Annotated in this window: 19 protein-coding genes and 1 pseudogene; 10 read left to right on the plus strand and 10 right to left on the minus strand. The window is 69.2% G+C overall.

Features of this window, described 5'->3' with window-relative positions; translation table 11 throughout:
- Positions 1-248: pseudogene (locus RM1_RS20035) on the minus strand (TIGR03118 family protein); the annotation flags it as partial.
- Between the two features lie 544 nt (positions 249-792).
- Between RM1_RS20035 and RM1_RS20040 the strand changes: the two are divergent.
- The 3 genes from RM1_RS20040 (at position 793) to RM1_RS20050 (ending at position 3,391) form a co-directional block, all read left to right on the plus strand.
- Positions 793-1,272, plus strand: a complete 480-nt coding sequence (locus RM1_RS20040) for a MaoC family dehydratase (protein WP_072753467.1) — start codon at positions 793-795, stop codon at positions 1,270-1,272.
- Complete coding sequence (locus tag RM1_RS20045; protein ID WP_072753468.1) at positions 1,265-2,956, plus strand: PHA/PHB synthase family protein; 1,692 nt, start codon at positions 1,265-1,267, stop codon at positions 2,954-2,956. Before RM1_RS20040 ends, RM1_RS20045 begins: the two co-directional genes overlap by 8 nt.
- A 96-nt stretch (positions 2,957-3,052) precedes the next feature.
- Positions 3,053-3,391 carry a hypothetical protein gene (locus tag RM1_RS20050; protein ID WP_072753469.1) on the plus strand — a complete coding sequence of 113 codons (339 nt, stop codon included), beginning with the start codon at positions 3,053-3,055 and terminating at the stop codon, positions 3,389-3,391.
- A gap of 112 nt (positions 3,392-3,503) precedes the next feature.
- Here RM1_RS20050 and RM1_RS20055 read toward each other — a convergent pair whose 3' ends face one another.
- Positions 3,504-3,878, minus strand: coding sequence for a helix-turn-helix domain-containing protein (locus RM1_RS20055; protein ID WP_072753470.1), 375 nt, complete (start codon positions 3,876-3,878; stop codon positions 3,504-3,506).
- A 177-nt stretch (positions 3,879-4,055) separates the two neighbouring features.
- Between RM1_RS20055 and RM1_RS20060 the strand changes: the two genes are divergently transcribed.
- Positions 4,056-5,345, plus strand: a complete 1,290-nt coding sequence (locus RM1_RS20060; protein WP_072753471.1) for an adenylosuccinate synthase — start codon at positions 4,056-4,058, stop codon at positions 5,343-5,345.
- Between the two features lie 19 nt (positions 5,346-5,364).
- On the opposite strand, the gene RM1_RS20065 is transcribed toward RM1_RS20060, so the two are convergent.
- The 3 genes from RM1_RS20065 to RM1_RS20075 form a co-directional block, all read right to left on the minus strand.
- On the minus strand, positions 5,365-7,038 hold the full coding sequence (locus RM1_RS20065; RefSeq protein WP_072753472.1) for a tyrosinase family protein: 1,674 nt from the start codon (positions 7,036-7,038) through the stop codon (positions 5,365-5,367).
- Positions 7,039-7,247: 209 nt separating this feature from the next.
- Complete coding sequence (locus RM1_RS20070) at positions 7,248-7,814, minus strand: methylated-DNA--[protein]-cysteine S-methyltransferase (RefSeq protein WP_072753473.1); 567 nt, start codon at positions 7,812-7,814, stop codon at positions 7,248-7,250.
- A 72-nt stretch (positions 7,815-7,886) separates the two neighbouring features.
- Positions 7,887-8,120: a hypothetical protein gene (locus RM1_RS20075; protein ID WP_072753474.1), complete on the minus strand. Its 234-nt coding sequence runs from the start codon at positions 8,118-8,120 to the stop codon at positions 7,887-7,889.
- 99 nt (positions 8,121-8,219) lie between these two features.
- Here RM1_RS20075 and yczR point away from each other — a divergent pair, with 99 nt between their 5' ends.
- On the plus strand, positions 8,220-9,713 hold the full coding sequence (yczR, locus tag RM1_RS20080) for a MocR-like transcription factor YczR (RefSeq protein ID WP_072753475.1): 1,494 nt from the start codon (positions 8,220-8,222) through the stop codon (positions 9,711-9,713).
- Between the two features lie 37 nt (positions 9,714-9,750).
- On the plus strand, positions 9,751-10,629 hold the full coding sequence (locus RM1_RS20085) for an alpha/beta hydrolase (protein WP_072753476.1): 879 nt from the start codon (positions 9,751-9,753) through the stop codon (positions 10,627-10,629).
- A gap of 83 nt (positions 10,630-10,712) precedes the next feature.
- Here the strand turns inward: RM1_RS20085 and RM1_RS20090 are convergent, their stop codons facing one another.
- The gene (locus RM1_RS20090) at positions 10,713-11,810 is read right to left on the minus strand and encodes a CaiB/BaiF CoA transferase family protein (protein ID WP_072753477.1); all 1,098 of its coding nucleotides are present in this window, start codon (positions 11,808-11,810) and stop codon (positions 10,713-10,715) included.
- 153 nt (positions 11,811-11,963) lie between these two features.
- On the opposite strand from RM1_RS20090, the gene RM1_RS20095 reads away from it, so the two are divergent.
- Positions 11,964-12,344 (plus strand): VOC family protein, encoded by a 381-nt coding sequence (locus tag RM1_RS20095; protein ID WP_072753478.1) that lies wholly within the window; start codon positions 11,964-11,966, stop codon positions 12,342-12,344.
- A 3-nt stretch (positions 12,345-12,347) separates the two neighbouring features.
- On the opposite strand, the gene RM1_RS20100 is transcribed toward RM1_RS20095, so the two are convergent.
- Positions 12,348-12,776 (minus strand): hypothetical protein, encoded by a 429-nt coding sequence (locus tag RM1_RS20100; protein ID WP_072753479.1) that lies wholly within the window; start codon positions 12,774-12,776, stop codon positions 12,348-12,350.
- 59 nt (positions 12,777-12,835) lie between these two features.
- Between RM1_RS20100 and RM1_RS20105 the strand changes: the two genes are divergently transcribed.
- Positions 12,836-13,318, plus strand: coding sequence for a DUF456 domain-containing protein (locus RM1_RS20105; RefSeq protein ID WP_072753480.1), 483 nt, complete (start codon positions 12,836-12,838; stop codon positions 13,316-13,318).
- Between the two features lie 18 nt (positions 13,319-13,336).
- Here RM1_RS20105 and RM1_RS20110 read toward each other — a convergent pair whose 3' ends face one another.
- Both RM1_RS20110 and RM1_RS20115 read right to left on the minus strand, forming a co-directional pair.
- Positions 13,337-14,074 (minus strand): amidohydrolase family protein, encoded by a 738-nt coding sequence (locus RM1_RS20110; RefSeq protein ID WP_027502506.1) that lies wholly within the window; start codon positions 14,072-14,074, stop codon positions 13,337-13,339.
- Positions 14,075-14,155: 81 nt separating this feature from the next.
- Positions 14,156-15,520, minus strand: coding sequence for an FAD-dependent oxidoreductase (locus tag RM1_RS20115; RefSeq protein WP_072753481.1), 1,365 nt, complete (start codon positions 15,518-15,520; stop codon positions 14,156-14,158).
- 392 nt (positions 15,521-15,912) lie between these two features.
- Between RM1_RS20115 and RM1_RS20120 the strand changes: the two genes are divergently transcribed.
- The gene (locus RM1_RS20120) at positions 15,913-16,323 is read left to right on the plus strand and encodes a rhodanese-like domain-containing protein (RefSeq protein WP_072753482.1); all 411 of its coding nucleotides are present in this window, start codon (positions 15,913-15,915) and stop codon (positions 16,321-16,323) included.
- Positions 16,320-17,543 carry an O-succinylhomoserine sulfhydrylase gene (locus tag RM1_RS20125; RefSeq protein WP_072753518.1) on the plus strand — a complete coding sequence of 408 codons (1,224 nt, stop codon included), beginning with the start codon at positions 16,320-16,322 and terminating at the stop codon, positions 17,541-17,543. The genes RM1_RS20120 and RM1_RS20125 overlap by 4 nt, the downstream gene beginning before the upstream one ends.
- A gap of 68 nt (positions 17,544-17,611) precedes the next feature.
- Here the strand turns inward: RM1_RS20125 and RM1_RS20130 are convergent, their stop codons facing one another.
- A complete protein-coding gene (locus tag RM1_RS20130; RefSeq protein ID WP_072753519.1) occupies positions 17,612-18,373 on the minus strand; it encodes an HAD-IIA family hydrolase in 762 nt (253 codons plus the stop codon).
- Positions 18,374-18,375 lie beyond the last annotated feature (2 nt).

Genomic DNA, 18,375 nt, shown 5'->3' on the forward strand with positions numbered 1-18,375 from the left:
GCGCCCACCCAGAAGTGGCCGCCAGCGCCCTTGGGCCGGATGGCCACGCCCCACGCGTTGACCATCGACGAGATGGTGAAGGGCGCGGCGTACAGGTCGCCGGTCGCGGCCAGGTTCGACTGCGCATAGCGATTGCCCGGCAGCGCCTCGGGCGAGTCACCTGTCGTCGGCGAGGAACACGCGGAGGTGACCGCGAGCACCGTGCCGAGCGCCACCACCCAGGTCGATCCGGTCTGCTTTCCTCGCATCGCCATCACGCTGCCCTCTCGGATCGCCGGACGGCGGGGTGAAACCCGGCCGTGCCTCGGCACCGACAGGGCGATCCGTTTCGAGTCAGGGGCGGCGTCACGGGCGGGGGGAGCGGTAATGAGCCTTGCCTCACTTCGGGCCGGTGTCAATCGATGTCACGCTGCGCTCGCGAATTGGTCGAATGTCCAAAATAAGGGCATCGTCGATTTCGTCTCGATGTGGTCGCTTGTTCAATTATGGTTGGGCAGTTGTTCGCTTGGCTAATGTTATTTGGCGCATCCAGATTTCTCATTTAACTGTGACCTGAAGAATGCGGTACCGATCTTTACTGTTACCTCAAAAACCGGTATTCACCTGGTTGTATGTAATGCTCCCGCTCAGTGGAATGGGTTCCGGATCCTGGGTCGGGCGTCATTAATCTCGGCGGTGAGCACGCGCTGTTTCATTGGGGGCCGGTTAATAACGTGCTGTCGATGTACGGAATTATCGCGCGTGATTTCCTGCTTGCGATCGCGCATCATGAATTCATCTCCAGGAGGATCAATGGCGTCTGCCACCACCACCCGCACGGTCACGATGGGTGAGCTGCCCGGGCTGGCCGGCACCCGGCTCGGGTCGTCGGCCACCGTCGAGATCCCGCAGGATCGAATCGACAAGTTCGCCGAGGCGACGGGTGACAATCAGTGGATCCACATCGACCCCGAGCGGGCCAAGGACGGCCCCTTCGGGACGACGATCGCGCACGGGTACCTGACGTTGTCGCTGGCGGTCGAGCTGTTCTGGGGCATCCTCGAGGTCACCGATTGCGAGCAGGTCCTCAACTACGGACTCAACAAGGTCCGGTTCCCCGCGCCGGTGCCCGTCGGCTCGCGGATCGGCGCGACCGCCGAATTCCTGACCGTGGAGCCGTGTGACGGGGGCTACCAGCTCACGGTGCGACTGACGTTCGAGGCGGACGGGGTCCCGCGGCCGGTGTGCGTCGCCGAGATGCTGCTGCGGTACTACGGAGGCATCGATGCTTGAGCGACTTCCGAATTCCCTTGCGGCCAGGCTGGATCCGCTGGGCTGGTCGGGTGCGACGGCCGCAGTGGCCGGGCGTGCGGTGCGGAACCCGGCAGGCGTCGCCGCGGCCACCGGTCGGTGGGCGTCTCGGATGGCCCGGATCCCGGTGGCGTCGGCCCAGGTCATGGCGGAGCGCGAGGTGACCCCGCCGATGCCACTCGACCCGCGGGACAGGCGGTTCGACAGCGCCGCGTGGCACGACAACCCGGCCTTCTTCGCGCTGCGGCAGTCGTACCTCGCCACGTCGGCCTACCTCGACGATCTCGTCGACGCCGGGGCGGGTGACCCGCTCGAGGACGGCAAGGCGCGCAAGCTCGCCCATCTGCTCGTCGACCTCTGCGCACCCACGAACATCCCGGTCACCAACCCGGCCGTCCTCGTCCGGGCGTTCGAGACCGGGGGAGCGAGCGTGGTGCGCGGGTCCAGGCTCGCCGCCCAGGACCTGCTCCGCCGCGGCGGGCGTCCGTTGAAGGTGGACCGGGACGCGTTCGTGCTCGGAGCCGATCTCGCGGCGACGCCGGGCAAGGTGGTCTTCCGCAACGATCTGATCGAGCTCATCCAGTACGAGCCGCGCACCGCCGAGGTCCACGAAACGCCCGTCCTGATCAACCCCCCGTGGATCAACAAGTACTACGTCGCGGACCTCGCTCCCGGGCGCAGCTTCGTCGAATGGGCGCTGGGACAGGGACGATCGGTGTTCGCGATCTCGTACCGCAACCCGGACGAGTCGATGCGCGACGCGACGTTCGAGGACTATCTGCAGTGCGGCCCTCGGGCGGCCGTCGACGCCGTCGCCGAGATCTGCGGGTCCGACCGCGTCGACCTGGTCGCGATCTGCGCGGGTGGGGCGCTCGCCACGATGCTGGCGGCCTATCTCGCGGCGGGTGGGGAGGGCCGAATCGGCACGCTCACGCTGATCAACACCCTGCTCGACTACAGCGAACCGGGCGAGATGGGGTTCATGACCGATCCGGAGACGCTGGAGCGGGTCGAGATCCGCACAGGCGCGACCGGGTTCCTGGCCGGCCAGGACCTGGGCGACACCTTCGACCTCCTTCGGGCCAACGACCTGATCTTCAACTACTGGGTCAGCCGGTGGATGCAGGGTGAGCGACCTGATGCCTTCGACATCCTGGCGTGGAACGAGGACTCCATTCGGATCCCGGGTGCCATGCACTGTGACTACCTGCGGACGCTGTACCGCGACAACCAGCTGGCCAAGGGGGAGCTCGAGATGGGCGGCCGCACCCTTTCCCTGGGCGCCGTTGGCTGCGACACGTATGTGGTGGGCGCGATCAACGACCACATCGTGCCGTGGGAATCGTCCTACGCGACAGTCGGGTTGATGGGTGGCGAGGTGCGCTTCGCGCTGTCGAACGGTGGGCACATCGCGGGCATCGTGAACCCGCCGGGCGACCGCAGCTGGCACGAGGTGGTCGGCGGGCCCGGAGCCGACGAGCATCCGGTGCTGCCGGCCGACGCCGCCGCGTGGCGGGATGCGGCCGAGCGTCATCGAGGTTCCTGGTGGGAGGACTGGGCCTCGTGGTCCTCCGTCCGGGCCGGCGCCATGCGGAAGCCGCCGCGGATGGGGAGCGAACATCATCCTGTCCTCGGTGAGGCGCCGGGCACCTACGTCCGCGAATGAGGGTCCGGTGCCCCGAGACAGCACCCGGCCCACGATTGTTAGCAGTCATTCTGCTAATCTGCTAACAATCCACCGATTCGACACCAGGAGACGAAAATGACCGCCCAGAAGACCACGCCGAACACCGAGGCCACCGCCGCTGCCACTGCCACGGCCGCCGCGGCCGACGGCGTCGCCGCTTTCGCCAAGATCGCAGGAGGGAATGCCGACCGGATCGTCGCTCTCAACGAGGCGGTCGTCGAGGCGGCGAAGCGGACCGGCACGATCACGCTCGACGCCTACGAGTCCGGCCTCGCGGACCTGCTCGCCATCGAGGAGAGGATCGGCGCCGCCACCCGGCTGGACTGGGTGGGCACCCTGACCAAGGCCCACACGTCCTACGTCAAGGATTTCAGTTCGGCGGCAACCGCGCTCGCGCGCGAAGCCATGAAGTGATCCACGCGCAGATGTGAAGCCCGGCCCGAGCGCCCGGTACGGTCATCCGACTGTGCCGGGCGTTCTCTCTTCGCGGGGCGTTCGCGGGGCGTTCGCGGCAGAACGCGCCGCGTCATTCGGTGCGCGTCCCTCGCCGCCGCTTGGCCCTGGTGACGTCGCGGAACGTCTCGTACATCTCCTCGAGGGCCAGGCGCTGTGCCTTCGTCAGATCCGGATCTCGGCGGATGTGGCGCACCATCTCCGGCAGGTCCTCGGGCTCATCGCGACGCGCCTCCGCCGTCAGGACATCCGCGGACAGGTGGAGCTGCTCCGCGATCGCCTCGAGCACGCGGTCGCTCGGTTCGCGGAGATTGCGTTCGATCTGCGACAGGTACGGGTTCGAGATCCCCACCAGCGCGGCCAGTTGGCGCATCGGGAGCTCCGCCATTTCCCGCTGTCGCCTGATGATCTCGCCCAGGGTGAGGCGACGTGCTTCATCGCTGGTCATGGGGCAAGAGTAGTGGGTTGGGTCGGCGTCATCCGACCCGTCTCGGGGCGGTCCGGTGATGCGCGGCCGGTTCGGGTCCGAGGCTGGACTAAACTGTCCTTTCGGCCACTGTCCGCGGACGGCTGGCCTCTGCGCTGCGACATGCACAGATGCCCGTCAACCGTAGGAGTCAACGTCATGCCGGCAATCGTCTTGATCGGAGCCCAGTGGGGCGACGAGGGCAAGGGCAAAGCGACCGATCTACTGGGCGGACGCCTGCAGTGGGTGGTGCGCTACCAGGGCGGTAACAACGCGGGTCACACCGTGGTCCTGCCGAACGGCGACAAGTTCGCGCTGCACCTGATCCCGTCGGGCATCCTGACCCCCGGCGTGACCAACGTGATCGGCAACGGCGTCGTGGTCGACCCGGGCGTGCTGCTGACCGAGCTCGCGGGCCTCGAAGAGCGCAACGTCGACACCAGTCGACTGCTGCTCAGCGCCGATGCGCACCTGATCATGCCGTACCACGTGGCCATCGACAAGGTGACCGAACGCTTCCTGGGCGCCAAGAAGATCGGCACCACCGGGCGCGGAATCGGGCCCTGCTACCAGGACAAGATCGCCCGCGTCGGCGTGCGTGTCGCGGACGTCCTCGACGAGAAGATCCTCACCCAGAAGGTCGAGGCGGCCCTGGAGTACAAGAACCAGGTCCTGGTCAAGATCTACAACCGCAAGGCGCTCGACGCCCAGCAGGTCGTCGAGGAGGTGCTCGGCCAGGCGGAGGGCTTCAAGCACCGGATCGCCGACACCCGGCTGCAGCTGAACCAGGCGCTCGAGGCGGGAGAGACCGTGCTGCTCGAGGGGTCGCAGGGCACGCTGCTCGACGTCGACCACGGCACCTACCCGTACGTGACCTCGTCCAACCCCACTTCCGGTGGTGCGGCGGTCGGTTCGGGCATCGGGCCGACCAAGATCACCACGGTCCTCGGCATCCTCAAGGCGTACACCACCCGCGTCGGCTCGGGCCCGTTCCCGACCGAGCTGTTCGACAACCACGGCGAGTACCTGGCCAAGCAGGGCGGCGAGGTCGGCGTCACGACCGGTCGCGCGCGGCGCACCGGCTGGTTCGACGCCGTGATCGCCCGCTACGCCACGCGCGTCAACGGCATCACCGACTACTTCCTGACCAAGCTGGACGTGCTCAGCAGCCTGGATACCGTGCCGATCTGTGTCGCCTACGAGATCGACGGCGTGCGGTACGAGGAAATGCCGATGTCGCAGACCGAGGTTCACCACGCCAAGCCGATCTACGAGGAGATGCCGGGCTGGTGGGAGGACATCTCGCAGGCCCGCACCTTCGAGGAGCTGCCGGTGAACGCGCAGAACTACGTGCTGCGGCTCGAGGAGCTCTCGGGCGCCTACATCTCCTGCATCGGTGTCGGCCCCGGCCGGGACGAGACCATCGTCCGCCGCGACGTCCTGAGGTAGGACCCGCGGCCCGGGCGCATCAGCCGACGAAGAGGCCGATGCGCCCGATCCGTAGCGGCAGAGTGGTTTTCGTGGGGAGGCCGGACTCCACGGCGCCGGCGTGCGCCCTCGTGGTGGGGTGCACCGGCTGAACCGTCACCGTCAACGCCGCCGGATCCCATCGGTAGGCGGACGCGAGCGCCTGCACCAGGGCGGTGATGTCGAAGGTGAAGCCGAGCCGCCCGTCGGCGTCAACGCCGAACAGCGAGAAGGTCCCGGCGAGGTGATGCTCGGGCTTGCCGTCGACCTCGGCGTCGGGCAGGTTCATGTACACGTGGTAGACGCACCCCGGGTTCCGCTGTGCCGCAAGGCCGTCGACCGTCAGCAGCACCGCACCGAAGCCGGCAGCGGCCGCGGTGTCCGGGGCGTGCTCGACGACAGGGCGGCAGCTCGGCGAGACCTCGAGCCCGACTGTGGTCCGTCCGGTCAGCTCGGTGGGTCCAGGAGACGACGCGACCAGCGTGGGATTCGGCGCGACCGGGACCACCCGCTGCGGCCGGACGGGGAGCTGGGCCTGGTCGTCGTAGCGGTATCCGAGGCGATCGACGTGATCGAGCACGTCGCGGACCGGGCAGTTCACGGGTCGGCCCTCGGCGTCGTAGAACCGGAACTCGGCGTCGAGCCAATCCCCATCGGTCGGGTTCGCGTGACGCTCGAGCCACTGCACCCACAGCCGGTCGAGATTCGCGTGGTGCAGCCAGAAGATCGGGTCGCGCGCGGCGGAGTGGGCATTGCTCATCAGCGCGCCGAGTTCGTCGCCCGGATCACCGCCGATGGCCGCGTGCACCGCGCCGTGCGGGATGTTCTCCAGCTGCCCGGAGAACCCGGTGCGCATGGCGCCGGAGAACGACGGCTGCCACATGGCGGTGAACGAGGACGTGATGGTGGGGCTCAACGGATCCCCCGCCATGAGGGCGGCATTGCGCAGCGGGGCGGAGAGCGCCAGTGGATTGGGTGAGCCGTCCGGGAGGTCGAGCCCGGTGTCGCGGAACGGGTAGGGGAGCGTGCTCTGTGGCTCCGGGTTGCCGTAGTTCCAGTAGGGCAGCGCGAAATCGGCGGGCCCGCCGTTGTCGATGACGGTCGCACGCAGGATCTGCTCGAAGAAGTACAGGTACATCCGGTGCCACGGGAGGAAGAACCGGTTGCCGTCGTGGCTGTGGTCGGCATCGGCGAAGGTGGCGCGGTAGGCGCCGTACAGGTTCGCCTGGAAGTCCCAGCTGGTCGGGTCGTCGGCCGGGCGTGCCTGCATGGTGCGAACGGCCTGGGCGTAGGCGAGCAGGGTGTGGTCCCAGCCGCGGCCGGTGCTCAGCCGCCACACGTTGCGCCTGACCCGTTCCGCCGACCGGGCAGGCGGGTTCTCGGCGATGGCCTGCACCTGGTCGAGCCCGAGCACCGTCCGCGATCCGAGCTCGCCGGTCGCCGCTGCGGTCCCCAGCTCGCTGAGCTGGAACCGGCGCACCGCCGCCGCGGTCTCGCTGCCGTAGGTCTTGTCGATGCCGTGTACGGGCAGGCTGGTCGGGTCCCATGAGAGCAGGGCTGTCTGGACCTTTCCCACCGCATCGCCTGCGTCGTTCCTGGTCCGCGACATGGTGTCGAGGCCCGCGGCGATGGCGGCGAGCACGCCATCCCCCTGGAACAGTGCGGAAACGATCATTGAGCGGGCCCCCCGGGACGTTCGGACATCGAAACTGACTCGATCCTGATTCTTCGACGGATCGTCCCCGTAGTCGCGGGTAGTGCACTACCTGTTCCGCGCGATCCTGCGCGAGTACCCGCCCGGTGTCGATCAGGGTCGCCGCATGAATCGAAGTGGCTGGGTGGGTGCCCGGCCTGATGGTGTTCGGCGCCCCGTAGTGGCCCAGTTCAGAACAGTGTCGGCTCGTCGAAGCCGGGAGCGCGCTCGATCGTCAGCAGCGCGCGCTTGGTGACCGCGCCCCCGTGTGCGGAGAAGCCGCCGGTCTTCCCGCCCGCGGCCAGCACCCGGTGGCAGGGGACCAGGATCGGAATCGGGTTGCGCCCCAATGCCTGACCGACGGCCTGGGCGGCGTCGGGGCTGCCGATCCTGGCGGCGACCTCACCGTAGGTGAGCGTCGCGCCCGGCTCGATCGCCCGGGTCACCGCGTAGACCCTGCGGTCGAAGTCCGGGATCGCGCGCAGGTCGAGCTGCACGTCGGTGAGGGGATCGGGTACACCCGCCAGCAGGGAGAGGGCCCCGTCGATCGCGCGTCGGGCCGCCGGGCTCGAGTCCGGATCCCCCTCGGTGGCATCGGGGAAGAGCTGCGCGTTCCGTTCGCGGGTCAGTTCGTCCGAGCCCTCGGGTAGCTGGAAGCCCACGATCCCCTGCTCGCCCCACACCACCGCGCACCGGCCGACCGGGGTGTCGAAGAGGGCGAATTCGAGTGAGCGCACGGGTCCAGTATGCGTCAGCATTGCCCGTGTTCGACGGGTTCCACCGGGGCAACCAGTCCAGTTGGGGGCAACTGGACTGGTTGCCGTGGGCGGTCAGTGGTGCGGCGCGCCCTTGCCCGTCAGGACGGCCTCGTGCCGCGACTGCACGGCCTGCAGGTCGCGGTGGGCGCGCGCCGCGTCGCGCTCCTCCGGCAGGAGTCCGGCCAGCGGTGCGGCGGGGCGGAACTGGTCGAGGTGGAAGATTCGGTTGCCGTTCGACCGACGCGCCGCGACGAACAGGCCCGCGGAGCCGAGGGCCAGGACGGTGAGGATCAGTGCTGCGAACATGTCCCCATCGTGCGCCCAACTGGTATTGCAATAAACATCCACTTTGCGAATACTGGACCGCATGACTGTGAAAGAGTCGAGTCCGCGGGGCCTGGCCCGATGAGGGTGATCGGCGCGACCACGCTGGCGCGCGACCTCGGGCAGTGGGACCCCAAGAAGGCGCACGACGATGACCGGGACGGCAGGCGGCGGATCGCCAGGCCGGCCTACCGGGCGCTCGCGGACAGCGTGCGACTGCTGGTGGCGGACGGGCGGATCCCACTCGGGGTGGCGCTGCCGAGCGAACGAGACCTGGCCGCCGTCCTCGAGCTGAGTCGGACGACCATCACCTCCGCGTACGCGGTGCTGCGCGACGAGGGGTATCTGGTCAGCAGGCAGGGCTCGCGGAGCACGGTTGCGCTGCCCGAACTCGGCTCCTCGGGTGCGGCGTTGCGCGACAAGGGGTTCGGCAGCGGGCACGGCGGACCCGTCGTCGATCTCACCTGCGCCGCGATGTCGGCGCCGTCGGAGCCGGTGCAACGGGCGTTCGAGGAGGGGCTCGAGGCGTTGCCCGGATACCTCGGCGGGCACGGTCTGGAACCGGTCGGGGTGCCGGTGCTGCGGGAGGCGATCGCCGAGCGATACCGCGCGCGGGGGCTGCCGACATCGCCGGACCAGATCATGGTCACCTCGGGAGCGCAGCACGCGCTGGTCCTGCTGCTCGGCCTGCTGACCGCGCCGGGGGAACGCGTCCTCATCGATCACCCGACCTATACCAATGCCATCGAGGCGATCAAGCGGACCGGTGCGCGCCCGGTGCCGGTCGCGGTCCGGCAGGAGACCAGGGGCTGGGACCTCGACGGCATCCGCAGTACCGCCAGGCAGACCGCGGCCAAGCTGGCGTACCTGATCCCGGACTTCCACAACCCGACCGGCTTCTGCCTCGACGACGAGGGTCGCGCCGAGCTGGTGGCCATCGCGCGGGACACCCGGATGACGCTCATCATCGACGAGACGATGGCCGACCTCGGGCTCGACGCCCCGACCCCGACCCCGGTCGCGGCCTTCGCGCGCGGCGCGGGACGGGCGGACGTCGTCACCATCGGCTCGACCTCCAAGGCCTTCTGGTCCGGGTTGCGGATCGGCTGGATCCGGGCGGAGCCGTCCCTGATCAGCGCGCTGGTGGCGGCCAGGTCCGCGCTCGACCTGGGTACCGCGGTGCTCGAACAGCTGGCTGCCGTGTCGATGTTCGAGGCCGCGGATCACGTGCTGCCGGAACGGCGCGAGCAGCTCCGCAGGCAGCGCGCCGCGTTGCTGGACGCGGTCGCGACCGATCTGCCCGACTGGCGGTGCACGCCGGGCGACGGCGGCATGGCGCTGTGGATGCAGCTGCCAGGCCCGATGTCGACCGCGCTCGCCGCCACCTCGCCCTATCACGGCGTGCTGCTCGCGGCCGGTCCGCGTTTCGGCATCGAGGGGGCGTTCGAGCGGTACCTCCGACTGCCCTATGCCCGCAGCGAGGACGATCTCCGGACCGCCGTCAGGGGCATCGCCGCCGCGTACCGCGCGCTCGCAGGCGGCACCGAGGTGGACCGTCCGGCCCTGGTGATCTGAGGTCGACGGATCTAGCGTTGAGCCAACGGAGGTTCCGGTGCGCCGAGATCACGTTGGACCACTCGATTGCGTCATCCGCCTGCGCGACGGCCGTCGGTTGGGTTTCGCGGACTACGGTGACCCGGCCGGATTCGTCGTCGTGAACGCTCACGGCGGGCTGGCGGGACGGCTCGACGTGTCGGCCGCGTCGGCCGTCGCCCGCGACGCGGGGATCCGGTTGATCTCGCCCGACCGTCCCGGCATCGGTCTCTCCGATCAGGTGCCGGGCCGGACGCCGCTGGACTGGGCGCGCGACGTGGGGGAGCTGGCCGATCGCCTCGAGGTCGACCGGATGTCGGCGATGGGGTGGTCGATGGGCGGGCAGTACGCCGCGGCCCTCGGATTCGCGCTGGCGCAGCGGCTGAACCGGGTGGCCATCATCGCGGGGGCGTTGCCACTGACCGAGGACGGCGTGTTCGACCGGTTACCAGCGATGGATCGCGTGTTCACCCGGCTGTCCCAGCGCGCCGCGCCGGTCGCGCGGGTGGTGTTCCAGGCGATGGGAGTGACGGCAAGGACTGCGCCGAGGCTGTTCACCCGGGTCTCGGCGAGGGGCCTCGGCCGAGCGGACGCCGAGGTGATCCTCGGCGAGCCCGTGGCGAACTTCGCCGCCATGACCGGGGAGGCGTTGCGCGGCGGCAGGGGGATGGTGGAGGACTACCGCGCCTGGGCGCGGCCATGGGGATTCGGCCCAGAGGACCTCACCGTGCCCGTCGACGTCTGGTACGGCGACGACGACGAACTGGTCCCGAGCGCGTGGCCGAGGGAGCTGGCCAGGCGGATACCCGGCGCGCGGCTGCACACGCGTCCTGGCGGCCACTTCATGGCGCATCTGTACTACCGGGAGATCCTCGAATCGCTCACGGCGCCCGCGTGATCCGGCTTCGATGAAGGAAAAGGGCGGGCGGGTCACCCGAAATGGGAACCCGCCCGCCCTCGTGCGTGCGAAATCGCGACCCGCTACTTCCAGACGTCGTCCGCGTCGACGGCCGCGCGCGGCGGCGGAGTCGGCAGGCCCGTCTCCGTCCGCGAGAACCGCGGCGCCGGACGGTGCTGGGTGACCTTGTCGAGCTCGACGAGCGAACCGCGGGCCGCGATGTGCGCGTTGTCGGGCGCCTCGGCGAAGGTCAGAACCGGGGTGGTGCAGGCGTCGGTGCCGTCGAAGATCGCGGTCCACTCGTCGCGGGTCTTGGACAGGAACGTCTCGGTGAAGACCTTCCGCAGCTCGGGCCAGCCGGTGAAGTCGTTCTGGCCGGGCAGCGCCGCCGGGTCCAGCTCGAGCAGCTTCAGCAGTTCGGCGTAGAACTGCGGCTCGATCGCGCCGACGGCCATGTACTTGCCGTCCGACGTCTCGTAGGTGTCGTAGTAGGGGGCGCCGGTGTCGAGCATGTTCACGCCGCGCTCGTCCGACCACACGCCCTGTCCGCGGAAGCTCCAGATCATGTGCGAGAGGGCAAGCGTGCCGTCGACCATCGCCGCGTCGACGACCTGGCCCTTACCGGAGTTCTGCCGCTCGACGAGGGCGGCGAGGATGCCGAACACCAGGAACATCGAGCCGCCGCCGAAGTCGCCGACCATGTTCAGGGGCGGCACCGGGCGCTCGCCCTCGCGGCCGATGGCGTGCAGCACGCCGGTCAGGGAGATGTAGTTGATGTCGTGACCCGCGGACTGCGCGAGCGGACCCTCCTGGCCCCACCCGGTCATCCGGCCGTAGACCAGGCGCGGGTTGCGCTCCAGCGCAACGTCGGGGCCGAGCCCCATCCGCTCGGTGACGCCGGGCCGGAAGCCCTCGATCAGCACATCGGCGCGCTCGAGCAGGCCGAGGACCTTCTCGATGTCGGCCGGGTCCTTGAGGTTGGCCTCGACGATCCGGCGGCCGCGCTGGGTCTGGTCGTGACGCTTTTCGGGGCCGGGGATCATCCCGGCGCGCTGCACCCGGATGACATCGGCGCCGAGGTCGGCGAGCAGCAACGCGGCGTGCGGTCCCGGCCCGATGCCTGCCAGTTCGACCACGCGGACGCCCGCGAGCGGGCCTTTCCTTACGTCTTCTGCGGACACGGATTCTCCTCGTTCTGGGCACGGTATGGCGTGAATTAACAGACGTTAACCCGTGGCCGCGGGGGTGTGTGCCGCGGGTCACGGATCGCCGCGAGGGGGACCGGCAGGAGCGGGGGTCTTGCCTGTTCGCGACCGGCCGAGCAGAGTGAGTCCATGGCCTTCCCCGGTCGACTCGTGGCGTTCGCGCCCAGCACGGACCTCGACGTCTCGGCGATGTTCTACGTGGACACGCTGGGGCTCACCCTCACCGAACGGACCCCGTTTGCTCTGGTGGTCGACGGTGGGAACGGGGTCGAACTCCGGATCACCCTGGTCCAGTCGAAGGCGGACACCGGGTACACGGTGCTCGGCTGGCAGATGGACGACCTGGACGCGGCGGTCGAGGAATTGCGGTCCAAGGGCGTGGAGTTCAGCCAATACCCGGGCCTGGACCAGGACGAGCACGACGCCTGGACGGGTCCCGACGGCACCCGGATCGCGTGGTTCCGGGACCCGCACGCGAATGTGCTGTCGCTGCACCAGGTCCCGGCGTAGCGGTCAGCCGAGCAGCTGTCCGCGGACGAACCCGGCCAGCAGCACCGCGAAACCGCCCATCTCGCCGACGATCAGCGCGATCATTGCCAGGCGCAGCCCCAGATCCGGGTGCTCGAACTGGTTGGTGGTGTCACGCTTGGCGCCGTGCACGATGTAGCTCGCGATCGCGGCGACGAAGAAGAACACCGTCACCGCCGCTGCCGTCAGGTTCACCCACGTCGGCCAGGCGCTGAGCTCGACGAACACCGCGATGAGCAGGGTGGCGAAGGAGTACAGCAGCGCCGCCCGGTGCGCGATGTCGACGTAAGGGTGCGCGAGGTGTTTGTCCGACAGGGCCATCTGCCGGTACTTCCACACGCCGAGGCCGAGCGCGAGCAGGAAGATCAGCCCGGCGGCGAGCAGGGTCAGCGTGGTGTCGATCCCCAGATCCATCCGGCCATTGTGGCGTGCGAGGAGGCGGTACCGGGCAGCGGTCTGGCACAGTATCGCCGGTGAGCGTCGGTGTCGAGGTCCTGATCGGGTTGGCGATCGTGGTGGGACTGGTCGGGGTCGTGTTGCCGATCCTGCCCGGTGCGCTGCTGATCCTGGGGGCCATCGCGGTCTGGGCGATTCTCGAGGGCACCGGGACCGGGTGGGCGGTGTTCGCCGCGGCGGCCTTGCTGCTGATCGTGTCGGGCGTGGTCAAGTACACCTGGCCGGGCCGCCGGATGCGCGACGCGGGCGTACCCAAGCGTTCGCTGGTCGCCGGCGCGCTGCTGGGCATCGTCGGGTTCTTCGTGATCCCGGTCGTCGGCCTGCTGATCGGATTCCTGCTCGGCACCTACCTGGCGGAGGTGCACCGCCACCGCACGCACTCGGATGCCTGGAGATCCACCGTGCACGCGACCAAGGCGGTCGGGCTGTCGATCCTGGTTGAGCTGCTCGGCGCGCTCCTGGCGGCCGGGATCTGGCTGGCCGCGGCGATCTTCGTGTAGCGAGAACCTCTCGCCCGGTCAGGTGAGGCGGTACCAGGCACGGGCGTTGCCGCCGAGGACCGCCTCGAGGTCGTCGCCCACCGCGGCCGCGACGATGTCGAGATCCGCGGCCTCGAAGGCCCGTCTTGCCCTGGTCCCGGGCAGGTCGGTGCCGAACATCAACGACTCCGGGTTCACGGCGTGGATGCGCCGCAACGCGTCGCCGACGTCGTCGATGGTGGCCCGGCCGAAGCCGGTCGCCTTCACCTTGACGCCGCGGTCGACCAGGTTCAGCAGGTAGGGCAGGCCCCTCGTGGACATCCCGAGGTGGTCGATGCTCACCGCGGGCAGCTTCTTGAACACCGGCTCCAGGGACAGCAGCAGCGCCGCGTCCACGTAGAACTCCGCGTGCCAGCCCACCAGGTCCCAGGCCCGCTGCGCCTGCGTGGCCAGCAGTTTCAGGTCGGTGGCGCTGCGGCGCAGATTGAAGCGCAGTGCCCGGACGCCCGCCTTGTCCAGCTCGAGGATGTCGTCGTCGGTGGCGTCCTCGGCGAGCTGGGTCACGCCGACCCAGCCGGGGCCGAGCTCCTGCAGCGCGGCGACCAGATAGGCCTGGTCGGTGCCCTGATACGACGCGGTCACCACCGCGCCGCCGTCCACGCCGAATCCGTCGACCCGCTTGCGATAGTCAGCGATGGTGAACGGTTCCGGCAGGTAGCCGTCGTTCTCCACCAGTGGGAACCGGGGATCGATGATGTGTACGTGGGCGTCAAACACGGTAAGAGCATGCCTTGTCGGTGAAAAAAGTGTGGCGTCCGGCCCGCTCAGCGGGCCGAACGCCACCTCTGTGTGAAGAAACTACTGCTGCGAGGCGCGCAGCATGTCCTCGCGTTCGACGACCTTGATGCGCTCGCGGCCCTCGGGCTCGCCGAGTGAACGCTCGTGGGCATCGAGGCGGTACCAGCCGTCCCAGGTGGTGAACGGGACCTGCTTGCCCTCGAGGAACGCCACGACCGCGTCCTCCTCGGGCTGCTGTGCGCCCTCGAAGTCGGGGGCGTCCTCGAGCAGGCAGGCGATGGTCTCGTTGGCGTCGCCCTTGGTGTGGCCGATCAGGCCGACCGGGCCGCGCTTGATCCAGCCGGTGACGTAGGTGCCCGCGATGTGGTTGCCGTCCTCGCCGATGACCCGGCCTGCCTCGTTGGGCACGGTCCCGGCCTGGTCGTCGAACGGCAGCTTCGCGATGTTCTGCGACAGGTAGCCGACGGCGCGGTAGACGGCCTGGACGTCCCAGTCGTTGAACTTGCCGGTGCCGCGGACGTTGCCGGTGCCGTCCAGCTCGGTGCGCTCGGTGCGCAGGCCGACGACCTTGCCGTCCTCGCCGAGCACCTCGGTCGGCGACTCGAAGAAGTGCAGGAACAGCTTGTGCGGGCGGTCGCCCTGGTCGCGGATGGCCCAGTCCTGCAGGGTGTTGGCGACCATGTCGACCTGCTTCGAGCCGCGGCGCGCGGCCTCGGAGCCCTCGTCGTAGTCGATGTCCTCGGGGTCGACGATGACCTCGATGGTGGGCGAGTGGTCGAGCTCGCGCAGCTCCAGCGGCGTGAACTTGGCCTGCGCAGGGCCGCGGCGGCCGAAGACGTGGACCTCGACGGCCTTGTTGTTCTTCAGGCCCTCGTAGACGTTCGCGGGGATCTCGGTCGGCAGCAGCTCGTCGCCGGTCTTGGCGAGCACGCGCGCGATGTCGAGGGCGACGTTGCCGACGCCGAGCACGGCGACCTTCTCGGCCTCCAGCGGCCAGGCGCGCGGGACATCGGGGTGGCCGTCGTACCAGGAGACGAAGTCGGCGGCGCCGTAGCTGCCGTCGAGGTCGATGCCAGGGATGTTCAGGGCGCGGTCGGCGTTGGCGCCGGTGGAGAAGATGACCGCGTCGTAGAAGGTGCGCAGGTCGTCGAGGGTGATGTCGGTGCCGTAGTCGATGTTGCCGAGCAGACGGACCTGCGGCTTGTCGAGCACCTTGTGCAGGGCGGTGATGATGCCCTTGATGCGGGGGTGGTCGGGGGCGACGCCGTAGCGGATCAGGCCGAACGGGGCGGGCATCCGCTCGAACAGGTCGATCGACACGCCGCGTCCGGAGGCAGTATCGGACTTCATGAGGGCGTCGGCGGCGTAGATACCGGCAGGGCCGGCACCAACGATGGCCACGCGCAAAGGACGGGTCTGAGTCATCGGGAGCGAACTACCTTTTCGATGTGCGGACAGTCGGTCATTTTCGAGCGACCTGCAAGCAGTCGCTAGCGGTTTCGAGCAGTGGTCAGGCCGTTCTCGGGCCCACCGGTCGGCTTCCAGCTTAGGCTAAGCACACTCCGACCGGTCGTCCGAGGCAAGAGCCCCGAACCGCAACTGTCAATCCTGCGCCCTCCGGCGCCCCGCCGCTAGGCAGCCCCCGGTTGGGGGGTCACAACTGTTGCTTGTGTCCCTCACTACGGGAGCGGCAGGCGTGTGCGCAACCCTCCCGATCAGGCTGAGCGGAATCCTTGTCAGAACCCGGTTGGCTGGTGCGCGCGGGCAAGGTGCCGCCGCAGCGTGAACGGATTCGCGGGCTGTGAAAAACTGATGCCATGAGCTACGCAGGCGACATCACCCCGCAGCAGGCATGGGACCTGCTGCGCGAGCATCCGGAGGCGGTCCTCGTGGATGTCCGCACCGACGCCGAGTGGAAGTTCGTTGGTGTTCCCGACACCTCTGAGCTCGGCAAACATCCGGTGTTCATCGAGTGGGTGAGCGTGCGAGGGGCCAGGAACGACAACTTCGTCGACCATCTCAAGGAGGCCGGTATCACCGGCGAGCGTCCCGTGGTGTTCCTGTGCCGGTCCGGTCAGCGCTCCATCGGCGCTGCCGAGGCCGCGACCGCGGCCGGGATCGCGCCGTCGTACAACGTCCTCGACGGCTTCGAGGGCGGCCTTGACGCCGACGGCCACCGCGGTGCGGCCGGCTGGCGCGCGCTCGGACTCCCGTGGCGGCAGTCGTGAGTGGCATCCCGCAGGGCGGGGCCTTCCAGCGCGAGCTCCCACCGGACGTCGGTCTCGGCACGCTCGGCGTGCGCGGCGGGGTCATGCGCACCGGGTTCGAGGAGACCTCCGAGGCGTTGTTCCTCAACTCCGGCTTCGTCTACGAGTCCGCCGGCGCGGCCGAGCAGGCGTTCACCGGCGAGGTCGACCACTTCGTCTACTCCCGCTACGGCAACCCGACCGTGAAGATGTTCGAGGAGCGGCTGCGGTTGATCGAGGGCGCCGAGGCCTGCTTCGGGACCTCCAGCGGCATGTCGGCTGTGTTCACCGCGCTCGGTGCGCTGCTGAAGGCGGGGGACCGACTGGTCGCGGCGCGCAGCCTCTTCGGTTCCTGCTTCGTGGTGTGCAACGAGATCCTGCCGCGCTGGGGCGTGGAGACCGTCTTCGTCGACGGCGAGGACCTCGAGCAGTGGGAGCAGGCGCTGTCGGTGCCGACCACCGCGGTGTTCTTCGAGACCCCGTCGAACCCGATGCAGTCGCTGGTGGACGTCCCCCGGGTCTCCGAGCTGGCGCACGCGGCGGGAGCAAAGGTGGTGCTGGACAACGTCTTCGCCACCCCGCTGTTGCAGCGCAGCCTCGACCTGGGTGCGGACATCGTGGTGTATTCCGGCACCAAGCACATCGACGGCCAGGGCCGGGTGCTCGGCGGCGCGATCCTCGGGCCCAAGGACTACATCGAGGGTCCGGTGCAGAACCTGATGCGGCACACCGGTCCCGCGCTGAGCCCGTTCAACGCCTGGACGCTGCTCAAGGGACTCGAGACCATGCCGGTACGGGTGCGGCACTCGGTCGACTCGGCGCTCCAGATCGCCCGGTTCCTCGAGGGGCACAAGTCGGTGCGCTGGGTGAAGTACCCGTACCTCGAATCGCATCCGCAGCACGATCTGGCCAAGCGGCAGATGAGCGGCGGCGGCACCGTCGTCACCTTCGAGCTCGACGCGCCGGACTCCGAGGCCAAGAAGCGGGCCTTCGAGGTGCTCGACGCGCTGCGGGTGATCGACATCTCGAACAACCTCGGTGACGCCAAGTCGCTGATCACCCACCCGGCCACCACCACGCATCGCGCGATGGGCCCGGAAGGCCGTGCGGCCGTTGGGCTCACCGACGGCGTGGTCCGGCTGTCCGTCGGGCTCGAGGACACGGCCGACCTCTTGTCGGACCTGGACAACGCGCTGCGCTAGGCGGCTCCGCCGCCCGTGCGTGGTTGACGAGTCCCTGGACTCGTCAACCACGCACGGGCGCGCAGCGCCTATTCGAACGGGTTCGCGGTGCGGCCGACCAGGTCGGCCACCGACTCGATGACGCGCGTCGGCCGGTACGGGAACATCTCGACCGACTCGCGGGTGGAGATGCCGGTGAGCACGAGGATGGTCTGCAGCCCGGCCTCGAGGCCGGAGACGACGTCGGTGTCCATCCGGTCGCCGATCATCAGGGTGTGTTCGGAGTGCGCGCCGATTGCCCGCAGCGCCGAACGCATCATCAACGGGTTCGGCTTGCCGACGTAGTACGGCTCGCGCCCGGTGGCCCTGGTGATCAGCGCCGCCACCGACCCCGTCGCGGGCAGCGAGCCCTCGCGCGAGGGCCCTGTCGCGTCCGGGTTGGTGGCGAGGAACCGGGCGCCGCGTTCGATCAACCGGATCGCGGTGGTGATCGCCTCGAACGAGTAGGTCCGGGTCTCGCCCAGCACCACGTAGTCCGGATCGCGATCGGTGAGCACGTACCCGATGTCATGCAGGGCGGTCGTGAGCCCGGACTCGCCGACGACATAGGCACTGCCGTTCGGGCGCTGGGTGCGCAGGAAGGTGGCGGTCGCCAGCGCCGAGGTCCAGATCGCCTCCTCCGGGATGTCGAGGCCGGTCTGCGCGAGGCGGGCGCGGAGGTCGCGGGGAGTGCGGATCGAGTTGTTGGTCAGCACGACGAACGGGGTGCCCGCCGCCTGCAGTTCGGTCAGGAACTCGTCGGCCCCCGGGATCAGGTGGTCCTCGTGGACGAGGACCCCGTCCATGTCCATGA

The sequence above is a fragment of the Rhodococcus maanshanensis NBRC 100610 genome (genome assembly GCF_001894865.1).
Taxonomy (GTDB): domain Bacteria; phylum Actinomycetota; class Actinomycetes; order Mycobacteriales; family Mycobacteriaceae; genus Rhodococcus_G; species Rhodococcus_G maanshanensis.

Coding starts and splice junctions, on each gene's coding strand:
- RM1_RS20050 (WP_072753469.1), top strand. CDS start 3,053: ATGACCGCCCAGAAGACCACGCCGAACACCGAGGCCACCGCCGCTGCC.
- RM1_RS20045 (WP_072753468.1), top strand. CDS start 1,265: ATGCTTGAGCGACTTCCGAATTCCCTTGCGGCCAGGCTGGATCCGCTG.
- RM1_RS20070 (WP_072753473.1), bottom strand. CDS start 7,814: ATGCTGACGCATACTGGACCCGTGCGCTCACTCGAATTCGCCCTCTTC.
- RM1_RS20100 (WP_072753479.1), bottom strand. CDS start 12,776: ATGGATCTGGGGATCGACACCACGCTGACCCTGCTCGCCGCCGGGCTG.
- RM1_RS20120 (WP_072753482.1), top strand. CDS start 15,913: ATGAGCTACGCAGGCGACATCACCCCGCAGCAGGCATGGGACCTGCTG.
- RM1_RS20040 (WP_072753467.1), top strand. CDS start 793: ATGGCGTCTGCCACCACCACCCGCACGGTCACGATGGGTGAGCTGCCC.
- RM1_RS20130 (WP_072753519.1), bottom strand. CDS start 18,373: ATGGACATGGACGGGGTCCTCGTCCACGAGGACCACCTGATCCCGGGG.
- RM1_RS20055 (WP_072753470.1), bottom strand. CDS start 3,878: ATGACCAGCGATGAAGCACGTCGCCTCACCCTGGGCGAGATCATCAGG.
- RM1_RS20095 (WP_072753478.1), top strand. CDS start 11,964: ATGGCCTTCCCCGGTCGACTCGTGGCGTTCGCGCCCAGCACGGACCTC.
- RM1_RS20060 (WP_072753471.1), top strand. CDS start 4,056: ATGCCGGCAATCGTCTTGATCGGAGCCCAGTGGGGCGACGAGGGCAAG.
- RM1_RS20115 (WP_072753481.1), bottom strand. CDS start 15,520: ATGACTCAGACCCGTCCTTTGCGCGTGGCCATCGTTGGTGCCGGCCCT.
- yczR (WP_072753475.1), top strand. CDS start 8,220: ATGAGGGTGATCGGCGCGACCACGCTGGCGCGCGACCTCGGGCAGTGG.
- RM1_RS20065 (WP_072753472.1), bottom strand. CDS start 7,038: ATGATCGTTTCCGCACTGTTCCAGGGGGATGGCGTGCTCGCCGCCATC.
- RM1_RS20075 (WP_072753474.1), bottom strand. CDS start 8,120: ATGTTCGCAGCACTGATCCTCACCGTCCTGGCCCTCGGCTCCGCGGGC.